This is a genomic window from Shewanella sp. MF05913 (assembly GCF_059758095.1).
The window spans coordinates 1-21,221 of sequence record NZ_JCAYNT010000028.1 but is presented as its reverse complement, the minus strand read 5'-3'; the positions used below and the strand labels follow the sequence as shown (position 1 = coordinate 21,221).

Here is a 21,221-nt window from a genome sequence, read left to right as displayed (position 1 = left end):
AATGATGTCTGAAATGAAGATAAAGTTTGACCCAGACCTGACTCACCAAAGAGATGCAATTAACGCAGTTTTAGGAGTGTTTGAAGGGCAAGAAACATTTCAATCTAATTTCTCTGTATCAAACGCTCTTCAAGCGGATATGTTTGAGAAAAATGATGGTATCGGTGTTGCTAATGCCTTGAGCTTGTTACCAGAAGAGTTGTATGAAAATACTCGAAATGTTCAGTTAGTTAACGGTTTACCTCAAACTGAAACAACAAAACAAGCACTGCCGAGTCTTGATTTTACTATTGAGATGGAAACAGGTACCGGTAAAACATACGTTTACTTGCGCAGCGCATTTGAACTGAATCAACGTTATGGTTTAACAAAGTTCATCATTGTTGTTCCATCTGTAGCGATTAAGGAAGGTGTTTATAAATCGCTGCAAATGACTGAAGAACATTTCAGAAAAGAATATAAAAATGTACAGTATGACTACTTTGTCTATGACTCTTCAAAACGTGAGCAAGTCAGAAACTTTGCTACCAATGATTATATTCAGATTATGGTTATCAACATTGATGCTTTCAGTAAGTCATTTGTTGATCCTGAAAAAGAGTCTACTGCTAACTTAATTCACCGTACAGACGATCGTCTAAACGGTATGAAACCCATTGAGTTCATTCAAGCGACACACCCAGTAGTGCTAATTGATGAACCTCAATCAGTAGCATCTACCGCTAATCGCAAACAAGCAATTACAAGCTTGAACCCGTTATGCACTTTCCGTTATTCAGCAACGCTAACTGAAAATTTAAATATGCTTTACAAGCTTGATTCGATTGATGCATATGAGCGTAAGTTGGTTAAACAGATTGAAGTGGCGTCGATTGAGGTTCAGGACAATCATAACCAAGCCTATATTAAGCTGATTGGTGTTGATAACAAGAAGTCGCCAATTACTGCTAAAGTTGAAATTGATGCTCAAACTAAAACTGGAAAATTGCAAGCTCGTAAAACAATAACCGTAAAAAGTGGTACTGATTTATTTGAAGCTTCAAATGGACGAAGTGTTTACGAAGGCTATGTGATTAACGACATTTATTGTGAAGAAGGCAATGAGTATATCGATTTTACCAGTCGCGATGACATCATTGAACTAGGTCAAGCTATTGGTGACGTTGACCAAGATACTTACAAGCGACTTCAAGTATCAAAAACGGTTGAAGAGCATCTTGAAAAAGAATTGAGATTTTATAAAAAAATCACTCAAGGTGTTGATGTGATGGACCACTCCAAGGTTATTAGCCAAAAAGGGATCAAGGTTCTGAGCTTGTTCTTTATTGACAAAGTCGCCAACTATCGAGGTTACTCTGTAGACGGTGTGCCTGTACAAGGTAAATTTGCACAGTGGTTTGAAGAAGAGTTTACTCAACAGCTTAGAAAGCCAAAGTATAGGATTCTTTATCCTAGTGTATGGGAGAAAAACGAAGACAAGTTCATTGTTAATGAGCAATCACTCAAAGAATTAGCCAGTTCTGTTCATAATGGCTACTTTGCACAAGACAAGAAAAAAGATTCATCTGGTAATCCTTTGTTTGCAGAGTCTAAGCTTTCAGCAAAGGGAGAAGGTGGCAAAACTGCTGCTGATGAATCTGCTTATAACTTGATTATGAAAGACAAAGAAAAGTTACTCTCAATGGAAGAGAAGTTACGTTTCATTTTTAGTCACTCGGCCCTTAAAGAGGGATGGGATAATCCTAACGTATTTCAGATCTGTACACTTAACGAAACTAATTCAGTGATGAAAAAACGTCAGGAGATTGGTCGAGGTTTGCGTTTAGCTGTCGATCAGTCTGGTGAGCGTGTACCTTATGGGTTTGAAGTTAATACGCTAACGGTTATGGCGAATGAATCTTATGAGGAGTTTGTAGCTGCACTTCAAAAAGAAATTGAAGAAGAAGAGGGTATTAAGTTTGGTGCAGTAGAAAAGCATCAATTTGCCAATATTGTGATCTATGATGAACATGATACTAAACAGTTTCTTGGTGCGAAAAAATCTGAAGATATTTATCAACACTTAATGGCTAAAGGTTACATTGATAAAAAAGGCAAAATTCAAGATTCCCTAAAAGCTGATTTAGCTGATAATACTGTGAGTTTACCTGAAAGCGTTATAGAACATTCTGAAGCAATTCTTGCGACTCTAAGTAAAGTTGCTAAAGGGTTGAGTATCAAAAAACACGAAGAAAAGAAAACAGCTAGACTACGTGAAGATAATGGTAAACAAATTGTGCTTGGTGATGATTTTAAAGCGCTTTGGGAACGTATCAAGTATAAAACTGCATATCGAGTTAATTTCAGTGTTGGTGAGCTTGTACAGAAGTGTATCAAAGAAATTAGATCGTCTGTCGCAGTAGGTAGTGCCAAGTTTGAATATAAAAAGGTGAAAGTCGCAATAACAGAGGCTGAATTGGAAACATTTGATGAACAATCAAAAATTCAATATTACCGTAATCGTAACTTTAAACTACCTGATATTGTCACCTATCTTGAATCATACACTAACCTTACCCGTAAAACCGTTGTAGACATACTGCTTGGTATTGGTGATAAATTAGAGGCGTTTAAAAATAACCCTCAAAAATTCATTGAGTTAGCTAGTGAAGTCATTCGTAAACAGATGCGTTTAGCTATTGTTGATGGCATTTCATATCATCGAATTGGAGATGATGATTTTTATGCTCAAGAGCTCTTCCAAGAGGAAGAATTAACCGGATACCTTAAGGATATGGTTGAAGCTAAAAAGTCTGTTTATGATTACATCGTTTGTGATTCGGGGACAGAGTTTGAATTTGCTGAGAAACTCGAAGAGTCGACGGATGTTAAGCTTTACGCAAAATTACCTGCTTGGTTTAAAATAGATACACCATTGGGAAGTTACAATCCTGATTGGGCTGTTTTAATAGACAAAGATGATGGTATGGGTGAACAGCTCTATTTTGTCGTTGAAACCAAATCAAGTATTTTTTCTGATGAATTACGCTCCTCAGAGCAAGCTAAAATTGATTGTGGTATTGAGCACTTTAAAGCGTTATCACAAGACAAAAACGGTAGAGCCATAGAGAACCCTGCTAAGTTTGTTAAGGCTGATAATTTTAATACTTTTGCTACATACCTAGAAGAATAACACTTCTCCTCTAACGAGATAGCTCCGGAACTGGCTATCTCGTACTTTTTACGTTTTTGAATAAGTATTCGGATAAAATCGATATGCCAATTACAGTTGAATTTTAACTCTAACTAATATTTGTCCAGAAGTGAGTTTAAATCATTATTGTATTTCCTAATAATCGGTGCACTTAAGCCTAAGACAGTTTCAAGCTTTAATGCTACTTGATGATTCTGTTTTAACGTAAACATCAAGGCTTCAACTAGGTAAAGTTTCGAACTTAATGTATGGCGACACTAGTGTCCGTCAGAAAAAAGCAAATACCAGTGTTCAGCGTCCAAAAAGGCACTTCAAATTAATAAACGCAGTGTGTCAAGCTGGTATTCTGGCGAATATAATGAGAACAAGCATATTTAGGACGTATAGTGAGTTTAAGTGCAGAGCAAGCAGCCGTAACAGAGAGCTTGAATAATCATAACCTCGTACTGGCGTTACCGGGCGCCGGCAAAACACATACGATGATTTCATTCATCAGTAATTTAGTGCAAAACCAAAATAACAAGGTGATCGCTCTTACCTTTACAAACGCAGCTGCTGAAGAAATGAGGGCAAGAGTTGGCAAACTCGTTCACGGCCAGAAACGAAAGCAAATATTTGTATCTACGTTTCATGCATTAATTTGGCAACAAACAAAAAAACATCCAAAATTCAACGGAAGAATGTTACTAACAGGCTCAAGCCATCAAAGGGTAATAGCTTTCATTATTGAGAATTACAGAAATAAATTCAACATTGCTGAACAACATAAATTTGAGTCGGAAATCACTCATAGTGAAGACGGTTCAGAGCTTGAAAAGTCTAAAAAAGAAAGCGTAACATATAGTTTTTTAAACGTTTGCCAAAAGCTAATCAAACTGTATAGCGAAACACCATTTCATGAAGATGTTGAGTTTGAATTCAGCGAAGTGTTTGAAATTGGAGGGGTAAATCACTTTTATAATTATTACCTTCAAAAGCTAGATGAACTTAAGTATTGGCCACTGGATACAATGTGCGTGGAAGTCACGCGTGCATTAATAGTGGGCGATATTGAACCAATTAACTGTACGCAAATTATAGTTGATGAGTTTCAAGATACAGATTTAGTCCAATATTCTTGGGTCAAAAGTCATGGTTTGGCTGGGGCGAAAATAACGGTTGTAGGCGATGATGACCAATCAATTTTCAGCTTCAGAGGGGCGTTAGGCGTCCATGGAATGCGAATGTTTAAAAACGATTTCAATGTGATAACGCATACGTTAAGCATGTGCTTTCGTTGTGGTTCAGAGATCTTATCTTCAGCAGGCGAGGTAATTAAGCGTAACAGCGATAGGATTAATAAAGTGATGAATTCAGGCTCGCAGATTGAAGGGGAGGTGTTTTTATTAAAATCTTCCGACCAAGAACAAGAGCTCGAACAAATAACAAACGTAATCATGAACAATGCTGGCCAATCAATTGCAGTATTAGCCAGAACCAATCAAGAATTAAATGATTTAGAAAAACACTTAAATTCTGAAGCAAATATAGAAGTTAACAGAATAAACAGCAAATCAATTTGGGAAAACGACCACCTAAAAATATTGATGCATTTTTTCTGTACTATAACTCAACTAAACCCACATAATCACCTGATCCCACTACTTGTATTTCTACAAGAATCACAATCCAATATTGTGCAAATTAAAGCGTCATTAGGAGGTGCAGGTTTTGGCCACTGCAACATAAATGAGTGGGATTTAAATGCTAATACCATCTTACTAAATCAAGTTTGCCAACAACAATGGCATCTGGCTGATTGCTCGGACAAAGAGAAAGTTATGGCTCTTATCCAGTTTGTTATCACTTCGTTTAGTGACATTTTGACAGAGAGAACGCAAAAGTTTCAGGATGTATTCGAAGAAATCCTTTGGAGTATGCCGGGTGCAACACTACTTGAAAAATTGAAATGCATAGAAGATTTTTCAAATCAAATAAAAAGGCGTGATAAGACGGATGAACTACCAGTGCTAACAACATTGCATGGTTCAAAAGGGTTGGAGTGGGATGTTGTGTGTTTGATGGGGGTAAGTGCAGACAATATACCTCACACGATGCCTGGCGTGACCATAACTCCAGCATTAACTGAAGAAGAACGAAGATTACTGTATGTTGGTATGACTCGCGCCAAGTCAAAATTATACCTTTCTTGGTTCGGTGAACAATCACGATTTATAGAACAAGCTTTTGGAATTGAAGTTTTCGAAAATTTGTGATTTACAGCATTGCAGCGAATAAATAAATGATGTAAATTTGAGTTGTAGTGTCAAGTATCACTACAACTCAATATGATGAAACACATCATAACTATAGAGCAGAAGCTCACACAACCCCAAAACATCGATGTTCATTGACATCAACCAAGCTGATTACATAATTTACTGTAACACAGCAATACCAACTAAATTCGCAACCTAAAACAACCTTGCAGACTAACTCTTGAGTTTGTAAAGGTCGGTTTAGCTTGTCAATTTTTCAATTTCCTCAATCGTTTATCCTCATCATTTTATTTTTCTACCTTTTTGGTAGTCATTTAAAATTTTAGTAAACGCATGTCAGCTCACCATGGGAAACCCGAGCGGTTAATTATTTTGCGAAGTAATTAATGACAAATTTGTAAAATTTCCTAGGAAAATTTACAAATTTACTTGTATCAACCCTTAACCAATAACCCACAAGAGAACTTTAATCCCTTTTGGACAACTTTCTCTACAACTGAGTAAATATGTAGCATTGCTATTTATTTACTATCAACTCAATCAATATTTACTCACCCACTGGGACGCATTTACTCCCATTGGGATAAGTGTGTTCCTTTTATGTCCTTGGAGGACACACTTATGGAACTTACAATCATCGCTTTACTTATAATACCAGCAATCATCATTCATAAAATCATCGTTCAACCACTTCTATGGGTAGTTGCGCGTTAATTTGAATCATGAAGCTAACACCAAGGCTTACCCGTTTGGGTAACCTTTTTGTTGGCCTCTTCAAATCTTCTTTGCGAGGAAGATTTGGTGAGGCCAACAAACTTAATAAGGGTGATTAGTATGGAAATTATTATCGTTTTAGCAATGTCAGTTCCTGCGTTGATTATCAACAAAATTATTGTTCGACCATTGTTATGGACAATAAGTAACTAATCACTTTTTAGTGGCGAAGAATTTACTCTTCGGCGGAAAATTTCGCGAGTGGCGGCAATGTCGCCACTCAAAAACAAACTAATCAAATCAAAGTCGATTTTAAGTAGTCGATTTCGGTTTAAAAGGTTCCTCAATCGTTTATCCCTAATACTTAATTTTTTAAGCCTCTTTTGGCTTTGAAATTAATTTTTATATAGACGCATGTCAGCTCAACATGGGAAACCTGAGCGGCTATTATCAGAAATGAGATAGTGACCGGCATTAACAGTATTAAAGCAATACCGTTGATGTGAGAGCCATTTGGCTAACCAACCCCTCAAAGGGAGACATTCACCCATTGGGGGAACGTGTCTTTCTTTGGGTTAAACCTCTTAAAATGGAAGGACACAATATTATGAACAATCAAAATCAATCAACTCGCCAAAACACCATCATTTTCACTGGCAATGTTTCACAAGTTAAACCCATTCAGGGCGGCGCATGTGCAATATCGTTAGCGTATAACGAAGGTTCAATGGTTAATGGACAATGGGAAACTAAAGATACTTTGTTTCTCGAAGCTTATATTCCTGCAAAACTTAATTTTCAACCCAATATTGGTGACAAAATGACAGTTAACGGGTTTATGGCTTCAAACAATTACCAACCTCAAAATGGTACAAAACGTTATGGTATGAAAATTGTTGTAAATGAAGTTGTTGAATATTCTGCAAAAACAGAACGCAACACTTCTAATCAGCCTAATAACCATAACAATGCACCGCAACAGCAACATGCTCCACAAGGGCAATATGCTAATGCACCGCAACAGCAACATGCTCCACAAGGGCAATATGCTAATGCACCGCAACAGCAACATGCTCCACAAGGACATTATGCTAATGCACCGCAACAGCAATATGCTCCACAAGGGCAATATGCTAATGCACCGCAACAGCGTGCGCCACAGTACCAACATAATTCTAGACCAAACAACTCTTTCCAAAGAGGCAATGGTTTTCAGAATTAATTAAACATCAACCCAACAGGGATATCGTCCCTGCTGGGTACGCATTCCTTGTTTAACTTTAAGGAATGCTTATGATAAAAAAATTATTCAACATCATTACTCAGGAGGAATTATTCAGCATTAGTTTGATCGGCTTTAGCACTGCATTGCAAATGAAACCAAGTTACTTGCAATTTGCCTTGTATCTACTTTTTATTTTTTCATTTTTGGCTTATTTACACAGTCAATTAATGGCATATAAAAAGAATGCGAAGAGTCTTATCATCTTTGTTTTTGACTTCATGCGTGCAATCTCATTGCCTGTAGGTCTGGCCTTTATTGGCATGGCGTACAGCTATCAAACGTTTTGGCTTACTTTTTTTGGTGTAAGTTTTATGATCGTTTATAGCGCAATAGCTTGGGCGTTTGCGAATGTTAAAGGCGAAGAGTAATTGATTGAAATTCAGACAGTGTTAGAATGTATGCATGGAGTTTTAAACATGAATCCGAGTATTATGATCACAGAAACAGTCAGCTATTGGATGCCTTTTGTCTCTATTGGAATCGTCATTGTTGGAGGCTTGTGTATGGGGATTTACCATATCGCGACCTTTAATAGTTACAAAGCCAAGCAGAAACACAAAGAACACCAATAGAAAAATTTTGCTCAACAACCCATGAGGGACACAACCCTCAAGGGATAGTGTTCCTCTAAATTTAGGAGAACACAATGAGTAACAAAACCCTATCTTCTCAAGCGGCATACTATCGTCGTCGCAAGCAGAAAATTTTAAAAAAACTTATACAAATTCGAGACTCAGATGTAGTTGATGAGAAGTTTCTTAAAACTTCACGCCGCCTATCTAGAACTGACTCAGAAATGAGTCAATTGATGAATTTATGTAAGTAAACCCCATTTAAATATTTACTACCCAAGCGGGAACATCACCCGCATGGGATTGGTGTTTCTCGCGTTCCTGGAGGACACATCAATGCGTAAATCTAAAATCAATCATCAGGCGCAACCGTTTTGGTCGCTTCCTGAAACAATCCATCACACACTAGACAGAGACATTGTTGATTCGATTCGTCGAGGCAATGAGAAATGTTCTGCAATGATGATGATGGATCCACATTTTGAACATAAAACTAATCAGTATCACATAGCGTGGACTCAAAACGACATTGATATGCTTCTAGAAGGCATGTTGATTAGAAGTTTAGAGATCCTTCGAAATGCTAATCCTGAGAACGAGTTGTTTAAGGAAGAAATTATGTGGCAATCGACACCTCAGTTTGCTGAGGTATGTAGACATGCCGGATATAACCCTAGAATAATTCGTGAAGAAGTAAAAAACATCATGACTAAATACGGGAAGCAGGTTGAAGTTGACCAGCTTGATGAATTTGTGCATTGGTGTAATTTTTTTGGCGAAATGTTCAAAGATAAAGTAGGCGTTAAGGTTGTAAAGCAAGGTTTGATGAAGATACTTGTTGAGCATATCAACGGGGATTACGAACTTACTACAATTTTAAAGCAAATAGGCGAACTGATGGATGATCTCTATCTTGCAGGCGTCACAACAAGGGATGTAATGAGTGAATATTTAGCAAACGCTATCAATTCTTAATACATCACAAATTAAATAACCCAAATGGGACACACCACTCCCATTGGGGAAGGTGTGTCCACTATCAGTCCTTGGAGGACACACTATGTCAGCTTTAGCAATTAACTCAACCACTGCAATTGATTATACCGAAATGGAAAAAGTACCTGCTCATGTGGTTTTTCCTGAGCTATTTGAACCATCTACGGTAATGATCCAACGTAGGAAGCACCGTCATTCTGATTGTATTGCATCTAATCCGATGTATATACCAGATATAGATGTAGGTAAGCTTGCTTTAGTATGGATTATGGCACCACATCAATTGTTAGCTCTAGGTTTGCAAGGACATACCGGCACCGGTAAAACGGAATTGGCTTTGTATTTAGCAGACAGATTAAATCTACCTATTTATATTGTGAAAATTCATGCTCGCATGAATCCACAAGATATTGAGGGTAGCTATGTATTAGACTCGGAAAACAACCAAACCATAACACGAAAAGAATATGGTCCTGCTGCAAAAGCCTACCGAAATGGCGGCATTTTGTTGATGGATGAATTCGATAAAGCCAGCGGTGAACTAACATCAGCAATGCATTTGCTGGTGGAAGGTAAGCCATGGCCGTTGGAAATGTTCAAGGAAACCATAATGAAGCACCCACAGTGTTTTATTATCGGTACAGCAAATACTTATGGCACTGGTCATGATGAACGTTACATTACATCTAACCAGATGGATCAAGCATTCCTAAGTCGCTTTATGTGGCTTGAGACGCAGTATCCAAATGTCATACAAGAGTCAAAAATTCTTGAAAAATTTGCTCCGAGATTACCTAGACATCTACGAAACGATATCATTAAGCTTGCAAATGCTTTCAGAGACGCAGCTCTTGGTCCGAATCGTGATGGTAATATCGATGATCCTATTCAATGTATATTTTCAACTCGAGTTATGATTGCTTGGGCGTATTACATCCAAACTTTTGGTGTTTTTCGCACATTAAAACAATCACTTGATGCTGTATTTCTTAAGTCAGTTAGTCGTGATGATGCTGAAATCGCAAATGATATTGTCACCAAAGTCTTTGGTGATGATATTAATAAACCGTTAAAAAGCCTGCTTGAAAAAAAGTAGTAAAACCTTCAATAAACGCATCCTTAGACACAATACCAAATGGTACTGTGTTTGAGGCGTTTAATATTTCATCAGAACATTGGGATGGCAGCTCAAAATGGGCCGCTATTTCTATTGATGGAATGTTTATTATTGAAGGTTCGGTAAACGAGGATCGCACGCTGAACGTTAATGGAATAGTTGAATCAAAATCCAATGTTAATATCGGGTTAAGAAGCAGCTGTAGACATATCATATGTCAAACCATTGATGGTGAAAAAACGTTTGATTTTGCTCATTATCGTGCAAGTCAAATTACAGTAGAACACACAAAACTCAGTTTTTTGCTTTATACCCATGCATCAGGAAAAAAATGGGCAATTGCGGAAAACCATACCAAAGTAGTTGTTTTGTTTAAGAATGACCAAACTCAAGGGCGCTGGGTTCTTTATGAGAACGAACACATTGATTTGACGAGTCAAGATGGAATATCTGAACGAATCAAAGTGATCAAAAGCAAACTTAATAAAGGTTATAATTTAGACGGACTTTGTACCTACGAAGGTATTATTAAACAATAACTTAAACCCCATAAGGGATACACTCTTCCCTTTGGGTAGATGTATCCCTTTTTTACGTCCTTGGAGGACAAAATTATGGCTACATCTACAAAATCAAACAATGCTGCAACAGCAACTACATCTGAGCTATGTTCGCGTTTAACTCAACTTGAGCAAGGAGTTTGTGTTGTTAACGTCATAACCATGGCGGCTTGTGGGGAGAAATCTCTACCTAAAGTAAAAGTAGAATTGGATGGAAAACTACAGGATTCAGACTCTATCAAAGGGTCAAAGATTCGCTGGTTTCCAAAAGAGCCACTTAACTTTACAAGCAAAACAAAACAAAGTATTTCAAGAGTTTTAAACTCATACGGAGTCCGTTGGGGAGATATGACAATCGTTCCTTTAGCACGATTGGAAGAACTTCAAAACGAGATTGCTTCAATTGAAGTTGATTGGGCAATTGCGTTAAAGGACATGCTCGACAATTACGATACGCTTGTCAGTGATTGGCAAATGTCTAACTTGGATGTTGCAGATATTATGCGACGTTACACGATGGACAAGCTAGAGTTTGGTGGCAGATTTAAAATGAAAATGTTACCACCGGTAGCATTTTCACCCTTGATCCAAGAAGGGGATAATGAATCTGCTGAAGAATTAGCTGATGATATTTTGAGTAATTTGTATGATGAAGTGGCAAAGATGGCGAGTGATATTTATGACAAATCATTCTTTGTAGCTGATGCAAACGGACGTAAAGTCGCAAGAACCAAAGCTAACAGAAGGATAAAAGACTCCTTTAAGCGCTTAATCCAAAAGCTAGAAGGGTTATCTTTTCTTGATAGTAATATCGAGAAGGTGGTATCTCAAACAAACGTGGTACTTGATTCAATGCCTTTAACTGGTTGGATTGAAGGTGCCAATTTGTCAAATTTAGCTAGATGGACCTTGGTAATGTCGAATCCCGATATGCTTCGTAATCATGCTTCTGATAGCTTTACATTAGAGGTTGAACCTGAAGTTATTGAAGATGATTTTGGCATTCTTGGGGAAACTGAATCTTCAAATTTAGATGAAGATTTGAGTGTTTTTGAGACTGAGTTCCAACAAGTCAATAGTCCTGAAGTAGTTACGGAAGTAGCCACGTCATTTGGAATTGATGATTTAAACCAAGAGCCCGACCAATTAGGTTTCGGTCTTGGATTTTAACCAACCCCATAGGGAGGACACATATCCCTATGGGATTTGTGTCCTCTAAACAAGAGTCTGGAGGACACAATGTCAAAATCTGACAAAACAAAACTTCTTAGGAAGTATAAAAATTTAAGCCGCGTGCTTACAGCACAAAGTAACATTGAAATAACTTTTAGTGGTACACAGGCTTATCACATCGCTGGGAAAATTAATCTGCCGGTTGGAGATTTTAGTGATGATGATTTTATCACTATGTCTATGGGTTTTTGTGATCATGAACTTGGCCATGAAAACTATACCGACAACAATTGGTACCAACTTGCAAGCAATAAAAGTTCGTATCTAAAAGATCTGCTTAACGCGCTTGATGATTTTCATCAAGAACGTAGATTGATGAATGATTTCCGTGGAACAACAATATCGTTAAGAAAGCTCGTAGAACTTTGTAAAGTAAAAGGGCTTTTTTGCGTATTACAAGACGATGCACCGTTGCCTGCTTATATCCAAGCCTGGGTATTGTATAAAGCCAGAAGCCATTTAGGACAGCCTTTATCAGATTTTTTCAATGAAACTGATAAACAGGTGTTACTGAAGTTTGGTCAAGGTTTTTATGACAATATTCATTCTTTGCTTACCCCTCAAGTATTAGACAGCTTAGTAACAACAGAATATTGTTATGAAACTGCAGATAAGATATTTGAGTTGTTAGTGGAATGGTTAAAGGATAATCAGAAAAAGCCTGACGATAGCGAATCAGACGATAGCGATTCAGACGATAGCGACTCAGATGATAGCGATTCAGACGATAGCGATTCAGACGATAGCGACTCAGATGATAGCGATTCAGACGATAGCGATTCAGATGATAGCAATTCAGATGATAGCAATTCAGATGATAGCAATTCAGATGATAGCAATTCAGATGATAGCAATTCAGATGATAGCAATTCAGATGATAGCAATTCAGACGATAGCGATTCAGACGATAGCGACTCAGATGATAGCGACTCAGATGATAGCGACTCAGATGATAGCGACTCAGATGATAGCAGCCGTCAAGGTGGATCAAACGGTTCATCAAGCACTTCAAATCAACCTACTATGCAGCCAAGCCAAGAGGAAATCGATTCAATTATTCAGAAGTTAGATGAATATGAAGACGATTTTCATCAGAAATTAATTTCTGAAATTGAAAGCATGGCCGCTGACCATACAGAAGGAAATTTAATAAGCTTACCACTGTCTAACGAGAAAATTGATACTCCATTAAGTGCAAATTGTCTAATAGACAGTAACTTACGAGGTGTCATTTCAAAGTTAAAAAACCCACTAAAACGGCTATTCCATGACCAAAACTTTGTTAATCATTCTCTACACAATCGAGGTAAATCGATAAATTCTGGCCGTTTGGCTGGAGTTGCTATCGGTAATACTAAGGTGTTTGAATCACAGACGATACATCGTTCGCCCAATGCTGCTATAGCATTGTTGATCGATAAGTCTGGTTCAATGTCTGATAGAGATATGAGGATGGCTAACAATGTAGCATATGCGTTAAGCACTGCATTAGATGGTATTCATGGCGTGGAGTCATTGGTTGCTTATTATCCCGAAAGGTCATCGTATGAGGACAAAATGGCGATAGTAAAAGGATTTGAAGAAAAAAAGCCCATGGAATCTTTTAATATAAGTTCTTGCGGCGGAACACCAACAGCTGAAGCAATTCAATCTACAACAGCTATTTTAATGAGTCGTGCTGAACCAAGGAAATTACTATTTGTAGTGACCGACGGTGATCCTAACAGCGCTGGCGAGACTGTAGCTGCAATAGAGGATGCACAAGCATTAGGTATTAAAGTATTCGGTATAGGTATTCACAGAGAAGTACGCGGGTTCAGTAACACCGATTTTAAGGTGATCAATTCAATCAGCGAGCTTGTGAATGCATTAACTGTAGGACTTAAACACGCTTTCAAATAGCGTTAATTAATTCAATAACCCAAAGGGTACACATTCCCTTTGGGGAATAGTGTGCCAAATAATTGCCTTGGAGGGCACACTATGAACGTAATTATCAAAGAAAAAAGAGCGAGTGGTTTGAATGCTATTTATGCAATACGTAATGGCAAAAAGGTACTGATAGGGGCTACATGGGTAATGAAGCCGCTTCTAAATAGGTAAATCTGAGTGCGATCTAGTAATAGGTCGCCCTTTCTACTTGTTTGCGGAAACCACCAAAGTTTCTTCTAACAAGGGGGCTTTGGGGTTTCCGTAGGCAATATTTAGGAGAATTATCATGTACCAAGCCACTCACTCAAAAATAAAGAAAGTAAAAGCACTTGTTGACCAACAAGGCGGTTGGAGAAATATATTTGAACAATTTAGCGGTTTAAAAACGGCAATTGACAGATATCCAGCACAAACACCATGCCCTAAAACGGGTCAAGGCTCTACGGTGTTTCGTCTTGTAAATGGTTGGGAGCAAACAGGGCAAGCTTTTCACAATCACGTTGGAAAATTAACCGATGGACTTAATGTAATCGCATTTTACTGCAACTGCTCGATTAAAGAGGCTGCAGATGAAGTGTTAAGGATTACAGGCGGGGATTATAAAACTGTCAGCTATCGTGAAGTTTCAGCGCAATTAAACCGAGAACAAGTTCAACGTTCTGAATATTGTAATAAAGAGAAGAAAGAACAGCGATTAAGGGCATTACAGCGTGTGTATCAAGAAGCGATACCTGCTTACAAGTCTGAGATAGCGATGAATTACTTGAAAAGTCGAGGTCTGACGTTAACAAGTGAGGATGTTCGAAAATTTTCTTCGACATTAGGTTTCCACCCTGGACTTAAATATTACTGTTTAGAGAAGAAGGCGTTTATCGGTACCTTTCCAGCATTGCTTGGTATTTTCAAAAGCAAGGATGGGTCAAATTTAACAATCCATCGTATTTACCTTAAACCAGACGGAAGCGGTAAAGCTGAAGTAAGTAACCCTAAGAAATTAATGAGCCCGCCCGATTATATGGGAGGTGGCGCATTTCGACTTGGGGAGCCTATGCAGCTGATGTGTGGTGGTAAATACATAGGGGTGACTGAGGGCATAGAAACGGCTTTATCGCTTTTTAATGCAAACGGTTTACCTTGTTGGTCGTTATATAGTGACACTGTACTTGCTTTGTTCGAGCCAGAATCCGACATTACACATGTTGGAATTTGGGCCGATAGAGAACCAAGTGGCGCGGGACTATTATCAGCTCAGAAGTTGATGAAAAAACTAAGTGACAAAGGGCTTAAATGTCATATTTACTACCCGGAAACACTTAACACGGAAAAAGAAGATTGGCTGGATGTATTCAATACAAATCCATCGCTAATTAACGGCTATAAGGCCATATGAATGCTCTGTTGCACAGTCCCGAATGGGACTGTGTGGCTGGGTTATTCATCACAAAGGACATTGAGTAGGTGTGCTTTGTGATGAATAACCTTACTTAACTTAAGTGGAGATAATGACTATGGCTAACTATGAATACGTACAAGGGATCTTTGATTGTGCATCGAGTATTTTAACTATTGGGTCAAATAAAGCGTTCAAAATTGCTGAAGATTTATCAGTAATGGATAGCGATGAAAGATTGACTAAGTTAACGACTTGGGCTCGTCAGAGGTCTTTAATAACGGCTAATGGTGTTATAGCTGAAATTTGACTGTGAGAGGCGGTTAAGTAGACCGCCTCATAAACCTAAATTGATTTTTATTTTTGAGTCGATTTAGGTTTATGAGTTCCTCAATCGTTTATCCCTATCCATAACCTTTTTAAGCCTTTTTTGGCTTTGAATGTTATTGATATATAGACGCATGTCAGCTCAACATGGGAAACCCGAGCGGCTATTTATCAGCAATGAGAATAGTGACCGGCATTAACAGTATTAAAGCAATACCGTTGATGTGAGAGCCTATTGGCTAACTAACCCCACAGGGAGACATTCTTCCTATGGAGCGTGTCTTTCTTTATTCATTTGGAGGACACATGATAACCATTCATCCCAACACACTATTAAAAGATCTCAATGACACATTTAGCTTTAGCTGTAAAAGTGGATTTTGCGGTCAGTGTAAATCAACATTAATCAGTGGAAAGGTTTTGTTGACTCAGACTCCAATAGCAATATTGGCTGATGATGAGATTTTGCCTTGCTGCTGTAAATCTGTAACTACTTTGTTGATTAAAGCGTGAGGTCAGCATGGATAATATTATTATTGATAACGTGTTGATCGTGGCTCAGATTACAGCTCTTGGGAACATTCTAACTGCTGCGGTGCCGTCTTTAGTCACATATTTGTTAGGCCGTAAGGTCTTTAATCAAAGAAAGTTACAGGAAAAATTGAATATTGCTTTGACTGATCTTCAATACATGCTGATGGTAGAAGAATTACACTGCCGAGAGCATTTATCTGATGTTGGCCAAACCAAAAGACAAACTATCAGGAATTGCGTAAAAAATGAAAGCAATCTTTCCTGGAGTGGGAAGTTTACTTTGTCCCGTATAAATAAAGAGTTAACGAGAAATTGTTCATTAACGAACGGTAACAAGTTAACCAGACCATCTAGGTATTATTCTAGATATTAATAACCCCATTAGGGCATATCACCCTATTGGGTTGGTGTGTCCTTTACATTCGGAGAGACACACTATGAATAACAACCTAATACATCTAATCCCACTTCACATAAAAAGCCTTGATGCTCAATTGCGAGCATGTACCGGTGATGGTTTCGGCTATTCGTCATTTCATAACGAGGACGATGAAGCAAAACTAGAGCCCGCAGGCGTTTTGGTACACAAGTCTACAGGCCTTAAGTTTAAAGTTCCGCTACCAACCTATACGTTGGAACAGTATGAAAAGCAGCAGAGTATTGGTGTTTGGACCACTGAGCGTTACGACATTGAGGACTGGCATGATATCCGCCAAAAGTTCATGGGTAAAAGAACCATGATGCAAAGAGAAGTAGGTAAAACTCGGCTTTTAATTGAAGACATCCATTTTACTATTATTTAGTAAATCAACCTAACCCCACTAGGGCATATCACCCTATTGGGCTGGTGTGTCCTTTAAAAGTTTGGAGCGACACATTATGTTAGATGTAAAAACAATCATTTCAAAAATGCAGAAGATTTCTGAGGAAAAACAATGGCCGACAAGTAACGCCGATTCTTTAACTCATGATGAATTACTGCTAGAAAAAGATTTTGTAGAGCATCCAAATCGCGAATATATTTGGATATTACATGCTGATGGTACTTGTTTAATACCTCTGTACCAGGGCGTTGATCCTGTCTATGTCAAATATTGGCCGAACAACTATTACTATCATGTAGTAGAAGACAAGTTAAATTCAATACCAGAGTCAATGGCAGAAAGTTTGATCTGCGAGCCACCATTCAATATTGTCAGCTGCACGTCACTATCGGCATTGGTTGATAAAATGAATAGCTTGCTGAATGAACCAGCTTCACAGAATGTCATTTTTGATATTGATAACCAAAGAACTACAGAAGCTTCTTGGTCGCAATGGAGAAATGCTTTTGAGTGTTGCGGAAATACATTGATGGTTGAATTTATGGATAAAGTAAAGGAACACGCTGCAAAATTAACAAAGCTACGTTTAGTGGCTTAACAAACCTACCCAATGGGTACAATCTTCCCATTGGGAGTATTGTGCCTTCGACGTCTTTGGAGGACGCAATATGTTAACTCAATACCAAATCAACAAAGAAAATGAATATCAGCAGTTTAAATCTGAATTATTGACAGAATCAACATTACCTTGTGATTTTAAGGTTGGTGATTTTGTTACGTTCACGAATGAGTATGGTGTATTTTTTCGAAAACCCAAAAAAGTAATTGGCTTTGCCGGGCAATGTGATTTGCCTGATCGATTTATCTTTACCGAAAGTGATGCATATTGGTTTCCAAAAAAACCAGACCAGTTAAACAAGGTTGAAACAACCGATACAGGATGTTTAATTGTCCGTGAGGTAACTCAAAAATGTTTATATGGATTTGAAATGGAATTACTCGAGGCTCACCCGAATTGGGCCAGATTAATTCAGGAGGACGACTTGCATTGCGTTTGGAGGAACAAAGTTACGATGGAGCTGGTCACATATTGTGAAGGCGATGTCATTTGGGCAACTGCGTTAGATATGGATATGCTTTTCAGTGAATCTGCGAGGGTAATCATTTTCACCCTTGATAACATGTAAAAAAATCACATAAATAGATTAACTACCCATAGGGAACACAATCCTTATGGGACTGTGTTCCTCAAATTTGGAGAACACAGATGAACAATCAAAAAATTCAAGAGTATTCAGCTTATTTAAACGATTTGCTTGCGGGCAAAATTACGGCTAGCGCCATCGTTGGGAAGGGTTATGTTAACCCGAAATCGGTAGCAAGTGCTTGGCTTCGAATGAACATACACAATATGACAAACCCAAAGTCTGTCATTGATTATGTTTGTGTCACGAAGTCAGGAAAAGCCTTTGCAACTGAAAATAAAGCGATGATGTCTAGTGTGTATAAGACATTACAAGCAGGTCAGTTTAAAGCAATAAACAATGCGAAAGTAGTAGATTTTGGTGTGATGACCGCTCCCGGTGGTGATGGCTTCATGATTTACGCATGTTTAAATTAATCAAATACTCAACATAGTTTTATCACCATACCCCAGCAGGGACACACCCTGTTGGGATGTGATCTCTGCGAATTGGAGAACACAAATAATGATAATTCCCACGCTATCAGAAAATGCTCATATGGCACTGGCACAACTTGCTGGTGGTTCCCGCGTTACTCGTGTTCATACACAGTGGCAAAAAGGAAACTCACTCACAAACGTCGTCACTTATGGGATTAAAGACAAGCTCACAGTAATGCACATCCTACGAACAGGAAGAGAGTGTATTGCATATGAAGTTAAACATTTAGATCGTTATTCATTGAGTGAAGCGATCCAGCAAGCTCGTGAAATTCTAGATGAAATTTAATTGCGCTGTACAGATTTTAAATCAACAACAACCAAAAATCATAGGCGGAAATCAGTGATTATTACTCGACCTATAAATCCTCGGGAACCCGATTTATTAATTGGGTTTGAATGCTTAGCGCTTATTATCCACGATTTAGATGGGAATGAAGTTGCTACAGTATCAGCCCCGAGCGGCCGGTGGACACATGATGCATTAGAGTCATTAGATCTCTATGCATACAGTCCATTCGGCTGGGATGCTTACCTGGCAACAAATTGGGTAGGCAGCTCAGAAGTCTAAACCAAAAATCCACGCATTGCGTGGATTTTTTTTTGCTTTTTAGATGTGTCGAAAGGACATGTTAGTTAATTTGAAGTATAAACAGAAAATGAAGAGTCAGTGGAAATTCGATATTAACTCATTCTAATGGTGTAAAAATGATAGCTGAAGATGCGTTATGTCAAGTATGTGAGTTAAACGATTTACCTTTTACATTCAACGATATATTACAAAAAGGCGAGAGTGTAATTGAAAAACTCGAAACAACTCCCGATGAAGAACAAGTACCATTGACATCATATGAACCCTTTTTTACTGAATGCTCAAGTCATGATTGTTGCAGAACATCATTGAGAATTAAACACTCGGTTATTCCATCAATGAACCAATTGCTGGTTGGATTTCTGGTGATATAGTTAGGGCAATAGATAAAATTCATTTACAACAATCTTTGATAGCGACTCTAAGAAAGGAAACAGCATGATTGAAGCAACGGTAACTTGTGAAGTATGCCACGTTAAAACGGTGTTCAAATGCAAGAGCATAGATGATTTGAAGGGGGAAATTGCCGCTGATGCGATTCTAATGTACCCCTCTGGTTTTTATTGCACTACATGCACCTACGGCTCACCCGAAGAATTAGAAGAGCTATACAAGGACGCTTACTAAGACCGAAGCTATTGGTGATGGTTTGAGTTATGGATATGGCTATTCATACACTGGTAGCCTTATTGTCATAGCAAGAAAAGTAAGTTAAACCGTTTTCAGAGTCAAACTCGAAGTGACAAGCACCTTCAATTTCTTCAACACTCCCTTATTAATTACGCGTTTTCCCGTTCAAAGTCCAAATCGGCACCTGAAACTAGCAAAACTGGTGACTTTGCTTGATATCATAAAGGTATTAAAAATCATAATTCACACATGAACTGAATATGAGATATTGAGACTTTTGTCTCTATTTAAATTGGAGGTAATGATGAAAGAACTGCACAAGGTAAGATTGGGATACGTTGATACTACATGGTTAAAATCTTTCGTTAAGGACATGCGCAAAGAAGCCAGACACATTAAAAATCAACCAACATTAGAAAAACTTAAAACCCAGTTTAGAACTATTGCATTTATAGCTCAATCACTAAGAATCACTAACAAAAGAATTCATACTTTGATTGATGCTTGGGAAGTCGGCTTAATGGCTTCATTAAATGACAATTATGAATATCCTCTGGTACTTCGCCAAGAAAGCTGTGAGCCGAACGTTGATAGAGAAGACTTGCTTTACCTATCCGTCTTGATTGACGAAAAAATAGGAAATTTTGAAGACAGAGCAAGTGTTTATTTTTTTACAGTTAAATTAATGAAAATGTACTGTGTACCTCCCTGTATGCCGCCAGGTTACGTCGTGAGGGATGCGATCTGTTTCAACCCAGGTGATATAGCAGATGTGTTACCTTTTTTTACTGAGCTATTAATCAGTGAAAAGCAAACAAATCTGATGCGGTTATTGGCAATGGCTGGTGTCGAAATGAATGATAGTCTATCTGTTGCTGATAAGGATGCGCTGTTTGAAAAGATCTCTAGTATGCAGCCTCATAATTTGTTAAACCTTTACTATTTGATTCTGTTTAACACTGAATTGAATGTAAACGGCGCAGTGAAAGATTTACTCATTGAGCAAGATTGGTTTATTACTGAGTTGATTTCGGATATCCGTGAAATGATCATTGAAATAACACCTGAAGAGAGAGCGAATGGCTTGCAGTTTCTTCACCGCGAATTTAATTGGAAAAACGAAGGCGAACTAATTGATTTTATGATATTTGTACGATTGTCATTTAATCTCTATTCCTTAGAAAAAGAAAAATCTCACTGGTTAAAAGAAATCGAATACATCAACGATGAACACGATGAAGTTAACAGTGAGCTCAATGAATTTTTATTAGAAACACTAAAAAGGGACTAAGAGATACCTCAACTTATAAATGAAGCATATTCGTTAAAAGAATAGCTACTGGAGTTGGTGAGCAAAAGTTAAAAGAGGTTACGATCAAT

General features: G+C 38.0%; 24 protein-coding genes. All 24 read left to right on the top strand.

The genetic code is table 11. From position 1 onward, the window contains the following. Nucleotide 1 precedes the first annotated feature (1 nt). The gene (locus tag AC19MV_RS21330) at nucleotides 2-3,172 is read left to right on the top strand and encodes a type III restriction-modification system endonuclease (RefSeq protein WP_498309870.1); all 3,171 of its coding nucleotides are present in this window, start codon (nucleotides 2-4) and stop codon (nucleotides 3,170-3,172) included. A 407-nt stretch (nucleotides 3,173-3,579) separates the two neighbouring features. Next, on the top strand, nucleotides 3,580-5,448 hold the full coding sequence (locus AC19MV_RS21325; RefSeq protein ID WP_432338899.1) for an ATP-dependent helicase: 1,869 nt from the start codon (nucleotides 3,580-3,582) through the stop codon (nucleotides 5,446-5,448). 1,324 nt (nucleotides 5,449-6,772) lie between these two features. Further along, nucleotides 6,773-7,387: a single-stranded DNA-binding protein gene (locus tag AC19MV_RS21320; RefSeq protein ID WP_432338898.1), complete on the top strand. Its 615-nt coding sequence runs from the start codon at nucleotides 6,773-6,775 to the stop codon at nucleotides 7,385-7,387. Nucleotides 7,388-7,458: 71 nt separating this feature from the next. Beyond that, nucleotides 7,459-7,818 (top strand): hypothetical protein, encoded by a 360-nt coding sequence (locus tag AC19MV_RS21315; RefSeq protein ID WP_432338897.1) that lies wholly within the window; start codon nucleotides 7,459-7,461, stop codon nucleotides 7,816-7,818. A gap of 48 nt (nucleotides 7,819-7,866) precedes the next feature. Continuing rightward, the gene (locus AC19MV_RS21310) at nucleotides 7,867-8,022 is read left to right on the top strand and encodes a hypothetical protein (RefSeq protein WP_432338896.1); all 156 of its coding nucleotides are present in this window, start codon (nucleotides 7,867-7,869) and stop codon (nucleotides 8,020-8,022) included. Nucleotides 8,023-8,096: 74 nt separating this feature from the next. After that, nucleotides 8,097-8,276, top strand: a complete 180-nt coding sequence (locus tag AC19MV_RS21305) for a hypothetical protein (RefSeq protein WP_182773316.1) — start codon at nucleotides 8,097-8,099, stop codon at nucleotides 8,274-8,276. 82 nt (nucleotides 8,277-8,358) lie between these two features. Continuing rightward, nucleotides 8,359-8,997: a hypothetical protein gene (locus AC19MV_RS21300; protein WP_432338895.1), complete on the top strand. Its 639-nt coding sequence runs from the start codon at nucleotides 8,359-8,361 to the stop codon at nucleotides 8,995-8,997. Nucleotides 8,998-9,082: 85 nt separating this feature from the next. Continuing rightward, the gene (locus tag AC19MV_RS21295; RefSeq protein WP_432338894.1) at nucleotides 9,083-10,114 is read left to right on the top strand and encodes an AAA family ATPase; all 1,032 of its coding nucleotides are present in this window, start codon (nucleotides 9,083-9,085) and stop codon (nucleotides 10,112-10,114) included. 47 nt (nucleotides 10,115-10,161) lie between these two features. Further along, nucleotides 10,162-10,674 carry a hypothetical protein gene (locus tag AC19MV_RS21290; RefSeq protein WP_432338893.1) on the top strand — a complete coding sequence of 171 codons (513 nt, stop codon included), beginning with the start codon at nucleotides 10,162-10,164 and terminating at the stop codon, nucleotides 10,672-10,674. A gap of 75 nt (nucleotides 10,675-10,749) precedes the next feature. Beyond that, complete coding sequence (locus AC19MV_RS21285) at nucleotides 10,750-11,865, top strand: DUF3150 domain-containing protein (RefSeq protein ID WP_498309869.1); 1,116 nt, start codon at nucleotides 10,750-10,752, stop codon at nucleotides 11,863-11,865. A 69-nt stretch (nucleotides 11,866-11,934) separates the two neighbouring features. Continuing rightward, nucleotides 11,935-13,830, top strand: coding sequence for a cobaltochelatase CobT-related protein (locus AC19MV_RS21280; RefSeq protein WP_498309868.1), 1,896 nt, complete (start codon nucleotides 11,935-11,937; stop codon nucleotides 13,828-13,830). 316 nt (nucleotides 13,831-14,146) lie between these two features. Continuing rightward, nucleotides 14,147-15,250: a DUF7146 domain-containing protein gene (locus AC19MV_RS21275; protein ID WP_432338890.1), complete on the top strand. Its 1,104-nt coding sequence runs from the start codon at nucleotides 14,147-14,149 to the stop codon at nucleotides 15,248-15,250. Between the two features lie 118 nt (nucleotides 15,251-15,368). Continuing rightward, nucleotides 15,369-15,560, top strand: coding sequence for a hypothetical protein (locus AC19MV_RS21270; RefSeq protein WP_182773287.1), 192 nt, complete (start codon nucleotides 15,369-15,371; stop codon nucleotides 15,558-15,560). Nucleotides 15,561-15,847: 287 nt separating this feature from the next. Beyond that, a complete protein-coding gene (locus AC19MV_RS21265; protein WP_432338888.1) occupies nucleotides 15,848-16,090 on the top strand; it encodes a 2Fe-2S iron-sulfur cluster-binding protein in 243 nt (80 codons plus the stop codon). 7 nt (nucleotides 16,091-16,097) lie between these two features. Continuing rightward, complete coding sequence (locus tag AC19MV_RS21260; RefSeq protein ID WP_498309867.1) at nucleotides 16,098-16,484, top strand: hypothetical protein; 387 nt, start codon at nucleotides 16,098-16,100, stop codon at nucleotides 16,482-16,484. Between the two features lie 64 nt (nucleotides 16,485-16,548). After that, nucleotides 16,549-16,914 (top strand): hypothetical protein, encoded by a 366-nt coding sequence (locus tag AC19MV_RS21255; RefSeq protein ID WP_498309866.1) that lies wholly within the window; start codon nucleotides 16,549-16,551, stop codon nucleotides 16,912-16,914. A 76-nt stretch (nucleotides 16,915-16,990) separates the two neighbouring features. Continuing rightward, nucleotides 16,991-17,533, top strand: coding sequence for a hypothetical protein (locus AC19MV_RS21250; RefSeq protein ID WP_498309865.1), 543 nt, complete (start codon nucleotides 16,991-16,993; stop codon nucleotides 17,531-17,533). Nucleotides 17,534-17,603: 70 nt separating this feature from the next. Continuing rightward, nucleotides 17,604-18,122 (top strand): hypothetical protein, encoded by a 519-nt coding sequence (locus AC19MV_RS21245; protein WP_498309864.1) that lies wholly within the window; start codon nucleotides 17,604-17,606, stop codon nucleotides 18,120-18,122. An 80-nt stretch (nucleotides 18,123-18,202) separates the two neighbouring features. Further along, the gene (locus tag AC19MV_RS21240; protein ID WP_498309863.1) at nucleotides 18,203-18,556 is read left to right on the top strand and encodes a hypothetical protein; all 354 of its coding nucleotides are present in this window, start codon (nucleotides 18,203-18,205) and stop codon (nucleotides 18,554-18,556) included. A gap of 88 nt (nucleotides 18,557-18,644) precedes the next feature. After that, complete coding sequence (locus tag AC19MV_RS21235) at nucleotides 18,645-18,908, top strand: hypothetical protein (RefSeq protein WP_432338881.1); 264 nt, start codon at nucleotides 18,645-18,647, stop codon at nucleotides 18,906-18,908. 54 nt (nucleotides 18,909-18,962) lie between these two features. Continuing rightward, nucleotides 18,963-19,190 carry a hypothetical protein gene (locus AC19MV_RS21230; RefSeq protein ID WP_432338880.1) on the top strand — a complete coding sequence of 76 codons (228 nt, stop codon included), beginning with the start codon at nucleotides 18,963-18,965 and terminating at the stop codon, nucleotides 19,188-19,190. Between the two features lie 137 nt (nucleotides 19,191-19,327). Beyond that, nucleotides 19,328-19,585: a hypothetical protein gene (locus AC19MV_RS21225; RefSeq protein ID WP_498309862.1), complete on the top strand. Its 258-nt coding sequence runs from the start codon at nucleotides 19,328-19,330 to the stop codon at nucleotides 19,583-19,585. A 64-nt stretch (nucleotides 19,586-19,649) separates the two neighbouring features. After that, complete coding sequence (locus AC19MV_RS21220) at nucleotides 19,650-19,838, top strand: hypothetical protein (protein ID WP_432338878.1); 189 nt, start codon at nucleotides 19,650-19,652, stop codon at nucleotides 19,836-19,838. Nucleotides 19,839-20,142: 304 nt separating this feature from the next. Next, on the top strand, nucleotides 20,143-21,132 hold the full coding sequence (locus tag AC19MV_RS21215) for a hypothetical protein (protein WP_498309861.1): 990 nt from the start codon (nucleotides 20,143-20,145) through the stop codon (nucleotides 21,130-21,132). Nucleotides 21,133-21,221: the final 89 nt, after the last annotated feature.

Coding starts and splice junctions, on each gene's coding strand:
- AC19MV_RS21250 (WP_498309865.1), top strand. CDS start 16,991: ATGTTAGATGTAAAAACAATCATTTCAAAAATGCAGAAGATTTCTGAG.
- AC19MV_RS21265 (WP_432338888.1), top strand. CDS start 15,848: ATGGAGCGTGTCTTTCTTTATTCATTTGGAGGACACATGATAACCATT.
- AC19MV_RS21285 (WP_498309869.1), top strand. CDS start 10,750: ATGGCTACATCTACAAAATCAAACAATGCTGCAACAGCAACTACATCT.
- AC19MV_RS21270 (WP_182773287.1), top strand. CDS start 15,369: ATGGCTAACTATGAATACGTACAAGGGATCTTTGATTGTGCATCGAGT.
- AC19MV_RS21235 (WP_432338881.1), top strand. CDS start 18,645: ATGATAATTCCCACGCTATCAGAAAATGCTCATATGGCACTGGCACAA.
- AC19MV_RS21275 (WP_432338890.1), top strand. CDS start 14,147: ATGTACCAAGCCACTCACTCAAAAATAAAGAAAGTAAAAGCACTTGTT.
- AC19MV_RS21320 (WP_432338898.1), top strand. CDS start 6,773: ATGAACAATCAAAATCAATCAACTCGCCAAAACACCATCATTTTCACT.
- AC19MV_RS21255 (WP_498309866.1), top strand. CDS start 16,549: ATGAATAACAACCTAATACATCTAATCCCACTTCACATAAAAAGCCTT.
- AC19MV_RS21245 (WP_498309864.1), top strand. CDS start 17,604: ATGTTAACTCAATACCAAATCAACAAAGAAAATGAATATCAGCAGTTT.
- AC19MV_RS21260 (WP_498309867.1), top strand. CDS start 16,098: ATGGATAATATTATTATTGATAACGTGTTGATCGTGGCTCAGATTACA.
- AC19MV_RS21220 (WP_432338878.1), top strand. CDS start 19,650: ATGATTGAAGCAACGGTAACTTGTGAAGTATGCCACGTTAAAACGGTG.
- AC19MV_RS21330 (WP_498309870.1), top strand. CDS start 2: ATGATGTCTGAAATGAAGATAAAGTTTGACCCAGACCTGACTCACCAA.
- AC19MV_RS21280 (WP_498309868.1), top strand. CDS start 11,935: ATGTCAAAATCTGACAAAACAAAACTTCTTAGGAAGTATAAAAATTTA.
- AC19MV_RS21310 (WP_432338896.1), top strand. CDS start 7,867: ATGAATCCGAGTATTATGATCACAGAAACAGTCAGCTATTGGATGCCT.
- AC19MV_RS21315 (WP_432338897.1), top strand. CDS start 7,459: ATGATAAAAAAATTATTCAACATCATTACTCAGGAGGAATTATTCAGC.
- AC19MV_RS21215 (WP_498309861.1), top strand. CDS start 20,143: ATGATGAAAGAACTGCACAAGGTAAGATTGGGATACGTTGATACTACA.
- AC19MV_RS21305 (WP_182773316.1), top strand. CDS start 8,097: ATGAGTAACAAAACCCTATCTTCTCAAGCGGCATACTATCGTCGTCGC.
- AC19MV_RS21295 (WP_432338894.1), top strand. CDS start 9,083: ATGTCAGCTTTAGCAATTAACTCAACCACTGCAATTGATTATACCGAA.
- AC19MV_RS21240 (WP_498309863.1), top strand. CDS start 18,203: ATGAACAATCAAAAAATTCAAGAGTATTCAGCTTATTTAAACGATTTG.
- AC19MV_RS21225 (WP_498309862.1), top strand. CDS start 19,328: ATGATAGCTGAAGATGCGTTATGTCAAGTATGTGAGTTAAACGATTTA.
- AC19MV_RS21300 (WP_432338895.1), top strand. CDS start 8,359: ATGCGTAAATCTAAAATCAATCATCAGGCGCAACCGTTTTGGTCGCTT.